Origin of the sequence: Peribacillus sp. Bi134, assembly GCF_918698065.1 — a bacterium.
Lineage (GTDB): Bacteria > Bacillota > Bacilli > Bacillales > DSM-1321 > Peribacillus.
The window spans coordinates 178,562-194,460 of sequence record NZ_CAKKLN010000005.1 but is presented as its reverse complement, the minus strand read 5'-3'; the positions used below and the strand labels follow the sequence as shown (position 1 = coordinate 194,460).

Annotated in this window: 17 protein-coding genes and 1 pseudogene; 17 read left to right on the top strand and 1 reads right to left on the bottom strand. The window is 40.8% G+C overall.

The genetic code is table 11. From position 1 onward, the window contains the following. Positions 1-60: 60 nt before the first annotated feature. The 17 genes and pseudogenes from aroC (at position 61) to LQ188_RS12095 (ending at position 14,735) form a co-directional block, all read left to right on the top strand. The gene (gene aroC / locus LQ188_RS12175) at positions 61-1,233 is read left to right on the top strand and encodes a chorismate synthase (RefSeq protein ID WP_101222419.1); all 1,173 of its coding nucleotides are present in this window, start codon (positions 61-63) and stop codon (positions 1,231-1,233) included. A 3-nt stretch (positions 1,234-1,236) separates the two neighbouring features. Next, the gene (gene aroB / locus LQ188_RS12170) at positions 1,237-2,316 is read left to right on the top strand and encodes a 3-dehydroquinate synthase (protein ID WP_230176953.1); all 1,080 of its coding nucleotides are present in this window, start codon (positions 1,237-1,239) and stop codon (positions 2,314-2,316) included. A 25-nt stretch (positions 2,317-2,341) separates the two neighbouring features. Then, on the top strand, positions 2,342-2,710 hold the full coding sequence (aroH, locus tag LQ188_RS12165) for a chorismate mutase (protein WP_101222417.1): 369 nt from the start codon (positions 2,342-2,344) through the stop codon (positions 2,708-2,710). Positions 2,711-2,791: 81 nt separating this feature from the next. Continuing rightward, positions 2,792-3,904 carry a histidinol-phosphate transaminase gene (gene hisC, locus LQ188_RS12160; protein WP_101222416.1) on the top strand — a complete coding sequence of 371 codons (1,113 nt, stop codon included), beginning with the start codon at positions 2,792-2,794 and terminating at the stop codon, positions 3,902-3,904. 47 nt (positions 3,905-3,951) lie between these two features. Then, the gene (locus LQ188_RS12155; RefSeq protein WP_230176952.1) at positions 3,952-5,055 is read left to right on the top strand and encodes a prephenate dehydrogenase; all 1,104 of its coding nucleotides are present in this window, start codon (positions 3,952-3,954) and stop codon (positions 5,053-5,055) included. A 23-nt stretch (positions 5,056-5,078) separates the two neighbouring features. After that, a complete protein-coding gene (gene aroA / locus LQ188_RS12150; RefSeq protein ID WP_101222414.1) occupies positions 5,079-6,365 on the top strand; it encodes a 3-phosphoshikimate 1-carboxyvinyltransferase in 1,287 nt (428 codons plus the stop codon). A 367-nt stretch (positions 6,366-6,732) separates the two neighbouring features. Next, positions 6,733-8,004, top strand: a complete 1,272-nt coding sequence (locus LQ188_RS12145) for a tetratricopeptide repeat protein (protein ID WP_230176951.1) — start codon at positions 6,733-6,735, stop codon at positions 8,002-8,004. Between the two features lie 41 nt (positions 8,005-8,045). Further along, complete coding sequence (locus tag LQ188_RS12140) at positions 8,046-8,597, top strand: ReoY family proteolytic degradation factor (RefSeq protein ID WP_101222412.1); 552 nt, start codon at positions 8,046-8,048, stop codon at positions 8,595-8,597. A 161-nt stretch (positions 8,598-8,758) separates the two neighbouring features. Next, positions 8,759-9,220 carry a YpiF family protein gene (locus tag LQ188_RS12135; protein WP_230176950.1) on the top strand — a complete coding sequence of 154 codons (462 nt, stop codon included), beginning with the start codon at positions 8,759-8,761 and terminating at the stop codon, positions 9,218-9,220. Positions 9,221-9,380: 160 nt separating this feature from the next. After that, the gene (locus LQ188_RS12130) at positions 9,381-9,887 is read left to right on the top strand and encodes a ubiquinol-cytochrome c reductase iron-sulfur subunit (RefSeq protein ID WP_034307977.1); all 507 of its coding nucleotides are present in this window, start codon (positions 9,381-9,383) and stop codon (positions 9,885-9,887) included. Positions 9,888-9,890: 3 nt separating this feature from the next. Then, positions 9,891-10,565 carry a menaquinol-cytochrome c reductase cytochrome b subunit gene (gene qcrB, locus LQ188_RS12125; RefSeq protein ID WP_034307974.1) on the top strand — a complete coding sequence of 225 codons (675 nt, stop codon included), beginning with the start codon at positions 9,891-9,893 and terminating at the stop codon, positions 10,563-10,565. Positions 10,566-10,621: 56 nt separating this feature from the next. Continuing rightward, positions 10,622-11,389 carry a menaquinol-cytochrome c reductase cytochrome b/c subunit gene (locus LQ188_RS12120; protein WP_101222410.1) on the top strand — a complete coding sequence of 256 codons (768 nt, stop codon included), beginning with the start codon at positions 10,622-10,624 and terminating at the stop codon, positions 11,387-11,389. Positions 11,390-11,566: 177 nt separating this feature from the next. Next, positions 11,567-12,163 carry a DUF1405 domain-containing protein gene (locus tag LQ188_RS12115; RefSeq protein ID WP_101222409.1) on the top strand — a complete coding sequence of 199 codons (597 nt, stop codon included), beginning with the start codon at positions 11,567-11,569 and terminating at the stop codon, positions 12,161-12,163. A 118-nt stretch (positions 12,164-12,281) separates the two neighbouring features. After that, the gene (ypjB, locus tag LQ188_RS12110) at positions 12,282-13,067 is read left to right on the top strand and encodes a sporulation protein YpjB (RefSeq protein WP_101222408.1); all 786 of its coding nucleotides are present in this window, start codon (positions 12,282-12,284) and stop codon (positions 13,065-13,067) included. Positions 13,068-13,152: 85 nt separating this feature from the next. After that, complete coding sequence (locus LQ188_RS12105) at positions 13,153-13,827, top strand: zinc metallopeptidase (protein WP_101222407.1); 675 nt, start codon at positions 13,153-13,155, stop codon at positions 13,825-13,827. A 99-nt stretch (positions 13,828-13,926) separates the two neighbouring features. Next, positions 13,927-14,097 (top strand): annotated as a pseudogene (locus tag LQ188_RS12100) (IS1595 family transposase); the annotation flags it as partial. 143 nt (positions 14,098-14,240) lie between these two features. Next, complete coding sequence (locus tag LQ188_RS12095) at positions 14,241-14,735, top strand: DinB family protein (protein ID WP_230176949.1); 495 nt, start codon at positions 14,241-14,243, stop codon at positions 14,733-14,735. 199 nt (positions 14,736-14,934) lie between these two features. On the opposite strand, the gene LQ188_RS12090 is transcribed toward LQ188_RS12095, so the two are convergent. Next, a complete protein-coding gene (locus LQ188_RS12090) occupies positions 14,935-15,807 on the bottom strand; it encodes a YitT family protein (protein ID WP_101222405.1) in 873 nt (290 codons plus the stop codon). Between the last annotated feature and the right edge of the window lie 92 nt (positions 15,808-15,899).

Sequence of the window (15,899 nt, the reverse complement as noted above, 5' to 3'; positions counted from 1 at the left end):
TCATAAAATTGTGGTATATTGATACATATACACTTTAAAGTGCTAAAAGGGGGCTGGAAGATGAGATATTTAACAGCGGGAGAATCACATGGTCCGCAACTGACTACTATCATTGAAGGATTACCGGCAGGAATGCCGATTTCGAAAGAGGATATCAATCAAGAATTAGGACGCCGGCAAAAAGGGCATGGACGTGGAAGAAGGATGCAGATCGAGAAAGATCAGGCTTTTATTTCTTCGGGAATCAGACATGGCTACACACTCGGTTCACCGGTTGCTTTGGTGGTTGAGAACGATGACTGGAAGCATTGGACAAAGATTATGGGAAGCGAAGGGCTTTCAGAAGAGGAAGCTGAAGAAATTAAACGTAAAATCACCCGGCCACGTCCTGGTCATGCCGACTTGAACGGCGGGATTAAATATGGGCACCGCGATTTGAGAAATGTTCTGGAACGCTCTTCAGCCCGTGAAACGACAGTAAGGGTGGCAGCAGGAGCTGTCGCTAAAAAACTATTGTCTTTATTGGGGATAGAAGTGGCATCTCATGTCTTGGAAATTGGCGGAGTGAAGGCAGAACCGCCAAAATACGAAAATATTCAGCAATTGCAACAAGTAACAGAAGAATCTTCTGTTAGATGTTTTGACAAGAACGTAGAACAGCAGATGAAGGATGCAATTGATGAAGCGAAACAAAAAGGAGACTCCATCGGCGGCATCGTTGAAGTGATTGTAGAAGGAATGCCGGTAGGTGTAGGAAGTTATGTGCATTATGACCGTAAGCTTGATGCAAAACTAGCCGCAGCGATAATGAGCATCAATGCATTTAAAGGGGTGGAAATAGGTCTTGGATTTGAAGCTGCCCATCTATTTGGCAGTGATGTCCATGATGAAATAGCATGGGACGAAGAACAGGGCTATTACCGGAAAACCAATCGCCTTGGCGGTTTTGAAGGCGGTATGACAACTGGAATGCCGATAGTTGTACGCGGTGTGATGAAGCCGATCCCCACTTTATATAAACCTTTGAAAAGCGTTGATATTGATACGAAGGAAGTGTTTGAAGCAAGTGTCGAACGTTCCGATAGTTGTGCGGTTCCTGCAGCAGCGGTGGTTGCTGAGGCGGTAGTAGCATGGGAACTGGCGGCTGCCATCGTTGATCAATTCCCTTCAGATCGTTATGAGCAATTAGCGGAATACATAAGATCATATCGGGAAGAAGTAAAGGGGTTTTAAATCATGGAATCCATCCAAATAAAAACGGCTTCCAAGCAATATCCGGTTTTAATTGGCAAGAAGGCAATAAATGAATTGCCCGAATTAATATCACAAGAATTAAATCATCTAAACAAGATTCTGATCATAACTGATGAGAAAGTGGCGGCACTTCATTTGCAGACCGTGAAAAACGCCCTGATCAAGACGGGGAAACCTGTTCTGCATCATGTAGTGCCAGAAGGGGAGCATGCTAAAACATTCGATGTGTTTTATGAATGCCAAAGCTTCTGCTTAACTCAACAGATTAATCGCAAGTCATTGATTATCGCCCTTGGCGGTGGTGCAGTAGGTGATTTGGCTGGATTTGTTGCGGCTACATTTATGAGAGGGATTCCATTTATACAGGTTCCGACGACTTTACTCGCCCACGATAGTGCAGTGGGCGGCAAGGTTGCCATCAATCACCCGCTAGGGAAAAATATGATTGGGGCCTTTCATCAGCCTGAAGCGGTCATTTATGATCTTGAATTTTTAAAAACTCTGCCCCTTAAAGAATTAAGGTCAGGTTTTGCAGAAGTCATTAAACATTCATTGATAGCCGATAATGAATTTTATCTATGGTTAAAGTCGAATATTGTTGATTTGAATGATATAACGGATGAGCAATTTCTGACAATGATTACAAAAGGGATTGGAATCAAAGCTAAAATTGTCGAAGAGGATGAGAAGGAAAACGGCATTCGTGCCTTTTTGAATTTTGGTCATACGCTCGGTCATGCAGTGGAAGGTTCAATGGGATACGGAAACTTTACGCATGGGGAATCCATTTTAATCGGGATGGTATATGCTCTTAGATTAAGCAAAAAGAAAGTGGATCTCGATTTTAAACTGGATGAGTTTATTAGCTGGGTATCTTCTTTAGGCTATCAAATAACGATTCCGACCAGGCTTGAACATGCAATGCTGCTTGAATTAATGAAAACAGACAAAAAATCGGTCAATGATTCAGCTACTTTTGTCCTGCTAAACGAAGTGGGGTCACCGCTATTAATGGATATAGCCGACACTGAGCTGATAGAGGAAATGGCCGATATGATATAGAGTTCAGGAGAAGGGGGGACTATGTGTGATAAGAGGAATAAGGGGTGCCACTACTGTAGAAAGAGACACGGAAATGGAAGTGATTTCCGCTGCCGAAAAGTTGATGGCAGAGATCATTCAGGTCAACGAGATTGATCCCGAAATGGTAGCTTCTGTGTTTTTTTCTGCTACGGAAGAGATTCGTTCTGTCTTCCCTGCCAAAGCCTTGAGGAAATTCGAAGGCTGGACTTATGTACCGGTTACATGCATGAAGGAAATACCGGTCAGCAATTCCTTGCCATTTTGCATTCGGGTCATGATCCATGTAAATACGACGAAATCTCAAAAAGAGATACAGCATGTATACCAGGCAGGGGCTACGGTATTACGGCCAGATTTGACAAAGCAGATATAAGATGATTTTAAATCTATGAATATGATATACTATTCTCACACTTTCTTACTTTAAAGTGATAAAAATATAGAGGTGATTGACATGAAATGGAATGAAGCGGTCCTTTCCTTGAAGTCTTATCAACCGGGAAAATCCACTGATGAAGTGAAAAAATTATACGGGTTGGAAAAAATCACGAAATTAGCTTCAAATGAAAATCCTTTCGGCTGTTCGGAAAAGGTACAGGAGTCCGTTAGGAATTCAACCCATTCGTTTGCCATCTATCCAGATGGGTATGCAACGATGCTAAGGGAAGCTGTTGCAAAACATACAGGTGTGAAAGAAACTCAGCTTATTTTTGGAAATGGATCTGATGAGAACATTCAAATCATCTCCAGAAGCCTATTGGGAGCTGGAAAGAATACGGTCATGGCAACAGGCACTTTTTCACAGTACCGCCATAATGCCACGCTAGAAGGTGCGGAAATCAGGGAAGTTCCTCATATTGATGGTGCTCATGATCTAGAAGGAATGCTTAAAGTTATAGATGAAAAAACAGCTGTTGTCTGGCTTTGTACACCAAATAATCCAACAGGTAAATACATTTCGGAACAGGACTTATTATCATTCATTGAAAGAGTGCCGGAAGATGTACTTATCGTTTTGGATGAAGCTTACTGTGAATATGCAACGGCTGAGGATTACCCGAGAACGAATCAATGGATTAATAAATATAAAAATTTGATCATACTCCGGACATTCTCAAAAATCTATGGACTTGCCAGTTTTAGGGTAGGGTACGGATTGGCGGATGAGGATATCATCCAGAAACTGGATCCATCCCGGGAACCATTCAATGTCAACACATTCGCACAGAATATTGCTATCGTCGCTTTGGAAGATCAAGCCTTCATTGAAAAATGCAAGGAAGAAAATCAAAAAGGGCTCAAGCAGTACTATGAATTTTGCAATAAGGTAAATTTAGCTTATTACCCGTCACAAGGTAATTTCATCTTTATCCATTTTAAACAGGATGCCGATGTGGTGTTTCAATATTTACTTGAGCGCGGATACATTGCAAGGTCGGGGAAATCTTTCGGTTTTCCTAACAGCCTAAGGGTCACGGTTGGTTCGACGGAAGAAAATGAAGGAATGATTAACGCTATTAAAACTTTTTTGAATGAAGTTGAGGCACCTTCTGATTCGCTGCTTTAACGTTTCATCAAACCTAGAGGAGCACAATAGATGCGGGGGAGAGAAGAGTGAAAGGTAAGGTTTTTGTAATAGGTCTAGGTCTAATTGGCGGATCATTGGCCATGGCTGTACGCCATGCACATCCTGAAGCCGTGATTGTTGGTACGGACCTAAGTGAAAAGAATATTCAACTATCGATGCTATTGGGGATCATTGATGATTCTGTATCATCATTGGAAGCGGGAGCATGTGATGCTGATTTGATTCTACTTGCTGTGCCTGTCAATGAAACCGTGAAGATTTTAGCTCAATTGGCTGAAATGGATTTAAAAAGTGATGTCCTTATATCGGATGCAGGAAGTACGAAGGATACAGTCGTTAAGGCAGCAAAACCATTGATAGATAAAGGGGTGGCCTTCATCGGGGGGCACCCTATGGCTGGTTCCCATAAAAGCGGTGCTGCGGCAGCCAAATTGCATTTATTCGAACATGCATTTTATTTGCTTACTCCTGGAGATACCATCGAAGAAGAAAAAGTCGAGCAGCTGAAAGGGTGGCTGCAAGGAACAAGAGCGAACTTTCTGGTTGTGAGTCCTGCCATGCATGATAAGCTGACTGGGGTCATTAGTCATTTCCCGCATATTGTCGCATCAGGGCTCGTTAAGCAGGCAGAAAATTACAGTAAGGAAAATAAGTTGATTTCAAGGCTTGCAGCAGGTGGATTTAGGGATATTACAAGAATTGCTTCAAGCAGTCCGGAAATGTGGCGTGACATTTTGTTACATAACCGGGATGTGTTACTTGAATTAATGAATGATTGGCTGAATGAAATGGAGCATATAAAAGGCCTGGTCGCGAATGAAGATAGTGAAGAAATCCTTCGATTCTTTACCGATGCCAAGATCTTCAGGGATGATTTGCCAACACATGCGAAAGGCGCCATACCAGCGTTTTATGATTTATATATCGATATACCGGATTATGCCGGAATAATTTCTGAGATTACCGGATATTTGGCACAAGAAGGTATCAGCATTACAAACATAAGGATCATTGAAACCAGGGAAGAGATATACGGTGTGCTGGTCATCAGCTTCCAAACGGATGTTGACCGCATAAAAGCTGCAGAGTGTATTTCAAGACATACAGATTATGAAACGATCCTGGCATAACATTTATAGGGAAGGATGGTTTTATGAATACAAAAAAATTACAAACGAACATCCAATCATTACGTGGTTCGATTGCCATACCTGGAGATAAGTCGATCTCCCATCGTTCGATAATGTTCGGAGCCCTTGCCGAGGGGGAAACGACAGTCACTAATTTTCTTCCAGGAGCCGATTGTTTAAGTACGATTTCCTGTTTTAAACAGCTTGGAGTTCATATTGAACAAGATGGCCAGCACGTCAAAATTGAAGGCAAAGGTTTTAATGGATTAAAGGAACCGGAATCAGTACTGGATGTCGGAAACTCTGGTACCACGATCAGGTTAATGATGGGCATTTTGGCAGGACAGGAATTTTCGGCCGTTTTGGCAGGTGACGAATCGATAGCTAAACGTCCAATGACCCGGGTAGTCAACCCTCTTCGTCAAATGGGAGCGGTCATTGACGGTCGAAAAGGAGCCGAATACACCCCCCTCTTCATTAGAGGAGGCAAGTTACAAGGGTTTCGCTATGAATTGCCTGTGGCAAGTGCGCAGGTGAAGTCAGCGATAATCTTGGCCGGTTTACAGGCAGAAGGTGAAACGATCATTATCGAACCGGAAGAGACCCGGGATCATACAGAACGAATGATTCAAGAGTTTGGCGGAAGAATCGAAAAAGACGGTCAAACGATTAAAGTAAGCGGAAACCAAGTCTTCAAGGGGACTACCATCCATGTCCCGGGTGATATTTCTTCAGCGGCTTTCTTCATGGTGGCTGCAGCGATTACGGAAAATAGTGAAGTGGTTTTAAAGAATGTCGGCCTTAATTCGACAAGGACTGGAATCATCGAAGTCATGAAATCGATGGGGGCGGATATTACGATTGAGAAGAAGACGAGTAAGGGTGAACCTGCAGGAGACATCACTGTCAGAAGCTCCCGGCTAAAGGGAACGACCATCAGCGGTGATTTAATTCCCCGTCTCATCGATGAAATACCGGTAATTGCACTCCTGGCAACACAGGCTGAAGGGATAACGACAATCAAGGATGCAGCAGAACTTAAAGTAAAAGAGACGAATCGAATTGATACTGTTGCAAATGAGCTTTCCGTCCTGGGCGCAGATATAACCCCGACAGCAGACGGATTGATCATCAAAGGGCGTAAAGCCTTGAATGGTGGTAAGGTTACAAGCCATGGGGACCATCGTATCGGGATGATGCTTGCTGTAGCGGCTTTGATAACGGATGGGGAAGTGGAACTTGCGGACCCTGATGCCATAGATGTATCATATCCACAATTTTTTGGGCATTTGACGCAATTGATAAAGTGAATATAAAAAAAGTTTACATACCTTATTTGGTCTGTAAACTTTTTTTAAATGCCGGAAAGTGTTGAAAGCGCTAACATTTGGGCTTTTCTATCTGTATTGATCATGAAAATGATGAAAATGGTGTTCATGATCAAAAAGGAGATTTACCATAGCGTGGAGAATTAACTAGTAACCTTTTTTTAATGAGAATGGGAGGGGACTTCATCGATGGAATACAGGGCTACAGTATGGTAAACTAATGAATACTGTTTACTATGCATCTCGCGATTATATGGTATTTTGTTCTTAATGGCAGAGTATGTTACATTATGGCGTGAGTGTGTATGACTAGGGACCAAGTCTATCATGCAAAAGGAAGGATTCAACAATGAACACAGTGGAACAAGTTATACAGCATTTAAAAAAAGGGGAATTAACAGAAGCTCTTAAACATATAAATCGAATTAAATCATCAGAGTCAGCAGAGGACATATTGTTGCTGGCCGAAGAAATGCTCCAGCTTGGTTTTGCGGAGGAGGCAAAGGATCTTTTTGAACATCTGCTGCAACTCTATCCCAATGAAGGAGAATTAATTGTTTCGTTGGCAGAAATCCTGATTGACATGGACCAGGAAGATGAAGCGATGCTGATGCTTGAAAAAGTAAGTGCAGATGATGAAGTATATCCAAGTGCTTTGCTTTTGGAAGCGGACCTCTATCAATTACAGGGGATGGACGAGGTCAGCGAAAGGAAATTACTGCAGGCCAAGGAAATGCTTCCAGATGAGATCATCATTGATTTTGCACTAGCTGAACTGTTCTTTCATCAAGGAAGGGATCAGGAAGCCATTGCAAATTACATAAAGGTTTTGGAACAGGAACAAGAAATCGCTGGTGTTAATGTCAATCAGAGGCTTGCTGAAGCATTAAGCAGTTCGGGGAAGTTCGAGGAGGCCCTTCCGCATTTTGAAAAGGCCTTAAAGGATGGACTTGAAATCAATACCCTATTTGAATATGCATTTACAGCATTTCAGGCAGGTCTTTATGACACAGCCGTACGAAAGTTCATTGAACTGAAAGAATTAGATCATGAATACCATTCTTTATATTTGTACCTGGCAAAGAGTTATGAACATCTTGAAGATTTGGAAAATGCCTTGAAAACAGTCAAAGAAGGAATCAAGGCTGATGAATTCAATAAGGAACTTTTCTTCTTTGGTGGAAAGATAGCCTTGAAAAGCGGGCTTGATGAAGAGGCGGAAAATCTATTTAAAGAAGCACTAGCCATTGATCCGGGATACCTGGAAGCTGCACTCACCCTCTTGAAATTGTATATGCACCACGAAAGGTATGAAGATGTATTGGAGTGTATTGGTGAAGTAAGGCGATATGGAGAGGATGATCCGCAGTTTGAATGGATAGCTGCTGTATCATATCAGCATACTGAACAATTTAAAGAGGCATTAACCAGCTATCATAAAGCATATAATTCATTCAAGAACAATCAAGATTTCCTTGAAGATTATGGTTTCTTTTTAATTGAAGAAGGAGACAGAGCCACATCTAGAGAAGTATTTAATAAGCTCCTTGAGATGAACCCGGCGAATGATGAGTATGCGATGATTTTGGAGCGGCTAGGTGAAAGCACAGATGAAATGTAGATAAGTGAAACGAAACTAAATCTAGACAGAGGAGGGAATTCATGGTGGCTGCCCCTGTTTCTGTGAATGAGAAGAAGGATTTTATTCGGTGGTTTTTAAATCATTATCAACTGAAACGAAGAGAATGTGTGTGGATATTGAATTACTTAATGAGTCATGATCAACTAATGAAAAAGGTTCATTTTGTAGAAAATGCACAATATTGCCCACGTGGACTGATTATGTCGACACATTGTGTGGATGAGGTCCCTTTCAGGTTCTATAAGTCCAATATCATGACGACCGATGCAGAGAAATCTTTTCATGATATCCGTTTAAATCGAGATGAAGACATTTATATTCAGCTTAATTTTAAATCTTCTTATTCTTCCTATCAATATGCAGCGGTACTCGAGAACAATCCCTTCATGCCGAAATCAACGGCATCGAATGAAAAAGACCAGCTGCTTGCTGAACAATTTTTGGAAAGAAGCATGTTGTATTTTCAAAGGGACCGTCTGCTTAAGGAAATCGATGAAGCCCTTGATAAGCATGATGAACAAGCATTTAAGAACTTAACCGAACAATTGAATCAATTAAAAGTACTTGGATGAAATAAATTGACCTTTCCGTAATCAGGAAAGGTTTTTATTTTTTATAAAACATTGATAAAATCCACATTTTTGTAAAGACTATGGGTATATGGTAAAGATGTTATAAAAATAATGGTAAAATGATAAGGAGTTGATTTAAAAATCGGGAGTGAAGAAAAAACATGAAGTGGACAGCAAAAGATCTTGACATGTATATGCAGTCAAAAGAGTATGTGGATACCGTTTTAATTCCTTTGGTTCCCCTATCTTTTCGAGGGCAAATGAAGCAAACGGGCTCAATGAATGAATTTCTTACCATTTTAAGCTTGGAAATTGAAAAGCAGATGAAAGGAAGGATTCTTCTATTGCCAACATTTCACTACTTAAGTGGTGAATTGGATAAGGTTGAGCGGTTAAAGCGGTGGGCCAATGAAGTGAAAGAAAATGATTTCGAGCATGTTTTTTTTCTTACATCGGATTTCGAGTGGAAAAAGGAAGAGCGGGAATTAGAAAATAATTTAGTATGGATTCCTGCCATCCCCTTGGAAGGGCTTGAAATTGAACAAGCAAGGGAAATGATTAACCAGCAAGTTCTCCAAATCCTTGATATTTTCTCTTATAATTGGAAAAATGAAAAAAAGTAGGATTTTTCGCATTATTTGACACATAGTTGCCACCTTTTGGGTTTTACAAATATTGACCTTGGTAAATTATTGAGATATCATGGAAATGTCCTAGTTTTATAGTGTCGCTATTTATTGGTCCTTTGGGCTCTCAGTATAGTAATAGAGGGGGGGAAAACGCATGAGCAAGCATAATGTTTCACGACGTCAATTCCTTAATTACACACTTACTGGCGTTGGTGGATTTATGGCGGCCGGTATGTTGATGCCTATGGTTAGGTTTGCAATTGATCCTGTATTATCAGCAGATAAAGGCGGGGATTACGTTGCAACTAAACAGAAGGTAGGTGAACTGACTACCGAACCAACCCGTGTCGACTTTAGTTTTAAACAGGTCGATGGGTGGTATGAGTCTGAAGAAACAAATACAGCTTGGGTTTACAAAACGGATGACGGTAAGATCGTTGCTTTATCTCCAATCTGTAAGCATTTAGGCTGTACGGTAGGCTGGAATACGGATAAGACTAATCCGAATCAATTTTTCTGTCCTTGCCATTATGGCAGGTATACGAAAGATGGGATGAATGTCAAAGGGACACCGCCGGTTTCACCATTGGATGTCTTTGACACGAAAGAAAAAGATGGAATACTTTACTTGGGTCAACTAAAACCGCACGGGGAGGCGTAAACATTGCTAACAAAGTTATATGACTGGGTGGACGAGCGTTTAGATATTACGCCGTTATGGCGGGATATTGCTGACCATGAGGTTCCTGAACATGTTAACCCCGCACATCATTTTTCTGCATTCGTATATTGTTTTGGTGGGTTAACTTTCTTTATTACGGTCATCCAAATCTTGTCAGGCATGTTCTTGACGATGTACTATGTCCCGGACATTAAAAACGCTTGGGAATCTGTTTATTATTTACAAAATGAAGTTGCCTTCGGTCAAATTGTCCGTGGTATGCATCACTGGGGAGCAAGTCTAGTTATCGTTATGATGTTTTTACATACTCTTCGTGTCTTCTTCCAGGGAGCTTACAAAAAACCGCGTGAATTGAACTGGATGGTCGGCGTATTGATTTTCTTCATTATGCTGGCGCTAGGCTTGACTGGTTATTTATTGCCATGGGATATGAAAGCGCTATTCGCAACGAAAGTTACTTTGACAATTGTCGAATCGGTACCGTTAATGGGACCGGCACTCAAGACTTTGATAGCAGGAGATCCAACAATCGTTGGTGCACAGACATTGACACGATTCTTTGCGATTCATGTATTCTTCCTGCCAGCAGCATTATTTGCTTTACTAGCGGCTCATTTCCTGATGATCCGAAAACAAGGTATTTCAGGTCCGCTATAAAAGAATGGTGAACCAAAAACCAAAAAAACCTTTTCATAAAGGAGGGGAATTGTTCAATGCATCGTGGGAAAGGTATGAAATTCGTAGGTGACTCGCGTATCTCCGCGGACCGTAAACCGAATATTCCGAAAGATTATTCAGAATATCCTGGGAAAACTGAAGCATTTTGGCCTAATTTCCTTTTAAAAGAATGGATGGTAGGAGCCGTATTTCTTGTAGGTTATCTTTGCCTGACAATTGCACATCCTTCACCATTGGAAAGGATAGCAGATCCTACAGATACAGGGTATATTCCGCTGCCGGACTGGTATTTCCTATTCCTTTACCAATTACTTAAGTATACCTATGCTTCAGGTCCTTATAACGCAATCGGGTCCATGGTAATACCTGGTTTGGCTTTCGGGGCATTGCTCTTGGCACCTTTTCTAGATCGTGGTCCAGAGCGGAGCCCGGCGAAACGTCCTTTTGCTGTAGGCTTCATGCTATTGGCAATGGCCGGCGTTTTCTATTTAACATGGGAGTCCGCAGCCCATCACGATTGGGAAGCCTCCAAGAAGCAAGGAGCAATCGTGGAAGGTGCAGATATTGATAAAGAGAGCGATGGGTATAAATTGATGGATTCTAATGGCTGTATTAGCTGTCATGGAGCAGAATTAACTGGTGGAGCAGGAGCGCCAAGCTTAATTGACACTGGCTTGAGCCCAGAAGAAATCTCTAAAATCGCAGTCAAAGGCCAGGGCGCTATGCCAGCTGGCATGTTCAAAGGTACAGATGAAGAATTGGCAACATTAGCTGAATTTGTATCTGGTTTATCGGCAAAATAATATATCCATCCACAGCATTTTCTTTCATATGCTGCAAATGAAGCTGACGACTACGGTTGTCGGCTTTTTTATTGGTAAATTGAAGTGTAAATGAGAAGAAATTGAAATGAATGCTTGGTTTTCTGGTTGATGGCCTGTAAAATGAGAATACATGAGAATGTTAGTGAGGGTAAAAGAATGAATGTTATCTACAGTTGGCTTGCAAATCGGCAAATGCTCGTTTTGTTATTAATAATAAATATATTCGGAACTGCCTATGGATATTATTGGTATGGCAGTCAATTGGAAAACACTCCTGCGATTTTTTTGGCATTTGTACCGGACAGTCCGACAGCTAGCCTGTTTTTTGTTTTTGTTTTATTGGGGTTCCTGTTAAGAAGGAATTTTGGACTAATTGAAGCGTTGGCGATAATGACACTATTCAAATATGGCATATGGGCAGTTGCAATGAATTTGATGACCCTCGTGACAACAGGTTCATTGCCTTGGGAAGGTTATATGTTAATGGCTTCTCATTTGGGGATGGCGATTCAAGGGGTATTATATGCACCGTTTTATCGAATAAAACCCTGGCATTTGATAGTTGCAGGGATTTGGACCATACATAATGACATAATCGACTATGTTTTTGAAATGATGCCAATATACCGTGATTTATTGGTGTATATGGACTCGATAGGTTATTTCACTTTTTGGCTCAGCATACTTTCCATTTTTGTCGGCTGGTTCTTTGGATATAGGAAAAAGCGGTTCACCCTGTCCTTCATCTCTTAAAAATCAACACTAAATACAGCTTTGTAAAAGTATGGTTAACTTTTTTATGTTGAACGAGGTCTACTCATGTTTTTTCTTTCATATCGTTTTAGTAGAGATATGAGGAGGGACGAGTAGCATGTTGAAAAAATTCATATTAACCATTGCTGTTTTATTTGTCGTCTTACATTTCCCTGTCTATGCAGAATCCTCTTCAAGTTTGGAGCAATTAGATGACATTTCCGATAGAGCCTTGGAAATGACCAAGTTGAAGCGATATGGAGATTCGGAAAAGATGCTGACGTTTTTTTCTGACCGGTTTTTAAAAGATACAGCGAAAGAGCAGATCCTTGACATGGACGAACTTCGAATTATCACTGTAGCTCATAATGAGGCGTTGATGACAATAAAGGATATGAACAAGGGAGATTCCGAAAAGGTTAATTCTGTTACAAAGTTCCGGCTTGTTGTTGATGCGGTCAAGTCCACTCATCAGCCACTTTGGACAGAGATGGAGGATCAAATGATGAATTCTTTCCAGCAGACAAAGAATGCCGCCATCAAACAAGACACAATTACATTCAATAGCCAATTGAACTTATTCCTATCACAATATGAAATGATATATCCAAGCTTGAAAGTCGACCTTTCAAAAGAAACGATGCAGCAACTGGACACGAGGATTCAATACATCAACCAATACCGACCGGAGGTAATCAGTGATGGAGATAATCAAGAGGAACTGGATGCGTTGCAAAACGAACTAACCTCCATTTTTGATGATATGGGTGAGGATGATGCAGATCCTTCCCTTTGGTGGGTCATCATTTCGACAGGCTCAATTATTATCATGACGCTTTCTTATGTAGGCTGGAGAAAATATAAAGGTGATAGGGAAAAACCAAGGAAAGAGCATAATGATTAAAAAGACACGGGTAGAGAACACTATATTTGACAGGGTTGCCTTCAATCCATAGAATTAAGGGTAATAAGATTTATAGGAGGATTCCATGTATTTCATTTATTTGGCGATTATTATTTTAATCCCGATTTATGCACAAATGAAAGTGAAAAGCACGTATAAAAAATATTCAAAGGTATCGGCCTCTTCCGGAATGAATGGTGCTGAGACGGCTCGTGCCATTTTGGATCAAAATGGATTGTTCAATGTCAGGGTCGAAGAGACACCTGGAATGCTTTCGGACCATTATGACCCAAGGGACAAAACGGTGCGTTTATCAACTGATAACTATCACGGCCATTCAGTTGCCGGCGTAGCTGTTGCAGCCCATGAAGTGGGACATGCGATTCAAGATAAAGAAGCATATGCATTCTTGCGTTTCCGCCATGCATTAGTACCGGTAGCTAATTTTGGCTCTAACATATCTTGGATTTTGATTTTAATCGGGATGCTAGCTTCACTTCCTAATTTGCTTTTGGCGGGTATCGTATTTATGTCAGCTGCTGTATTGTTCCAAGTGATAACACTGCCGGTTGAATTCAATGCTTCTTCTAGGGCTATGGATCAACTCGTTTCCGCTGGGGTCATCCGGAATGATGAAGAACGGGAAACGAAAAAAGTATTAAGTGCTGCTGCGATGACTTATGTTGCTGCCGCTCTTGTAGCTGTACTGGAATTAGTTCGTCTTCTGCTTATGTATACAGGAATGAGGGAAGAAGATTAATTTGAAAAAAGGACTCCATCTTGGGATAGGGTCCTTTTCATTTGGCTTTGTTAAAGAATAATGTTGTTATTTGATTTGATCGAATGGTCGTTAAGTAATGATGATGTAGCGACTTAATATCTAGACCATTTTTTGAGCTGGTTCCAATTCTTAGACACCATCAAACATATAAAAGATAACTTTACGAAAACCAAAATGGTTTTAGACAGTTGTTCTTTCTCACTTAACACAACTTATGATAAACTAATATTATCAGAATTTTCCAAATAACGGAACGTTCATTGTTCCGTTAAAGGGCCAGTTTAATTGAACAAGGAATTGGCATGACACCGTGAGCTATCTACAACACGCCGCAAATGAATTTTGACCAAAGGGATTATCTATTAAAGGGGTTAAATTGGAGGGAATAGAAAATGGATGTAAAGACACTTTTGCTACAACAATGGGCAAGCTGCTTAGATGAAGAAGACTGGTTTCCACCACTTGAAAAAGTGCTAGAGGATATTACTTTTGAACAGGCAATTTGGAAACCAGTTGATGTGGAAATGAATTCCATTTGGGAATTAGTTTGTCATTTACTTTTCTATGAAAAGAGATTTCTGATGCGATTTCTTGGTGAAACAGCGAATGAACCACAGGCAGAAAATAATGAATCTACATTTCGATTACCACCTATGACGTTAGAAAATTGGAAGGAAACAAAACAAGAATACTTTCATGTTCATCGTGAACTTGGAAAAATACTAGCAAAATCAGAACATGAAGATTTGTATAGACAGATCCCAGGAGAAGATAATTCATTAGTGCTTGAACTGAAGAGTTTAGCAATGCACGACGCATATCATATTGGGCAAATTGTATTCCTTAGTAAAATGCAAGGAGCTTGGCCAGGGAAACGCAGCTTTTAAAAAAGCTTCATTAGCTTTACGGTTATTCCATTATAGGGGGCTTTAATGGAATAAGAATGGGAACGTCCAAATCGGACGTTCCCATTCTTATTCCTGAAAAACAACAACAATACTACTTAACAAAGCCTTTCATTTTAAAGAGTTTTTGCTGCACATTGTTAATAAAATGCAGTTAGACAGGGCAACATTAATCAATGGATTACCTTTCAATGGGGTTCTTGTTCTCATCAAGGGTAAAGCCCTCACCCAATACATCATGAACTTCACTTACTGATACAAATGCATGAGGGTCCACCGATGTTATGGCATTTTTTAAGCGGACTAACTCATTTTTCCCGACAACACAATAGAGTACTTCCCGGTCATTGCGTGTAAAGGATCCATATCCCCTTAATACAGTTACGCCCCGCTCCATATCATTCATGATTTTTTCTGCAATTTCCATGTTTTTATCACTAATGATCATTGCACCTCTAGCAGCATAGGCTCCTTCTTGCATAAAGTCGATTACTCTGGCACCTATAAATACGGCAACGAGGGTATACATCGCTTCACGGTAATCCAGGTAGGTAAGGATGGACAGGCTAATGACGACTGCATCAAAGATGAACATCGTACGTCCCATGCCCATTCCTAAGTAACGGTGGGCAAAACGGGCAATGATATCCACTCCGCCTGTTGTCCCGCCGTAACGAAAGATGATGCCCAGCCCGACACCAACAGAGACCCCGGCGAACAATGCGACCAGCATCAAATCGTTTCCGAGGTCGATTTCGATTTCGTATCTCTCGAAAACCCATAGCCAAACGGAGAGGCCAACCGTTCCGATAATCGTATAAAAGAAAGAAGTGCGCCCTAAATATTTCCACCCTATTAAAAATAAGGGAATATTCAAAATCAAATTAGAATAAGAAGGATTTATCCCGATAAGTTGATATATAATCAATGTGAGACCGGTGAATCCGCCTTCGGCCAAGTTGTTCTGCATGTTAAAATGCACAAGGCCAAAGGCGAAGATTCCAGCCCCAAAAAGGATGAAGATGATATTTTTCAATTTTAAGCCCAAAAGCATGTCCTATACCTCCAAAGGTTTACATTTCATTAATTTACTTATTATAACTAATTAACCAACTATGGGCAATTTTGATTCGTGAACGTATCTGT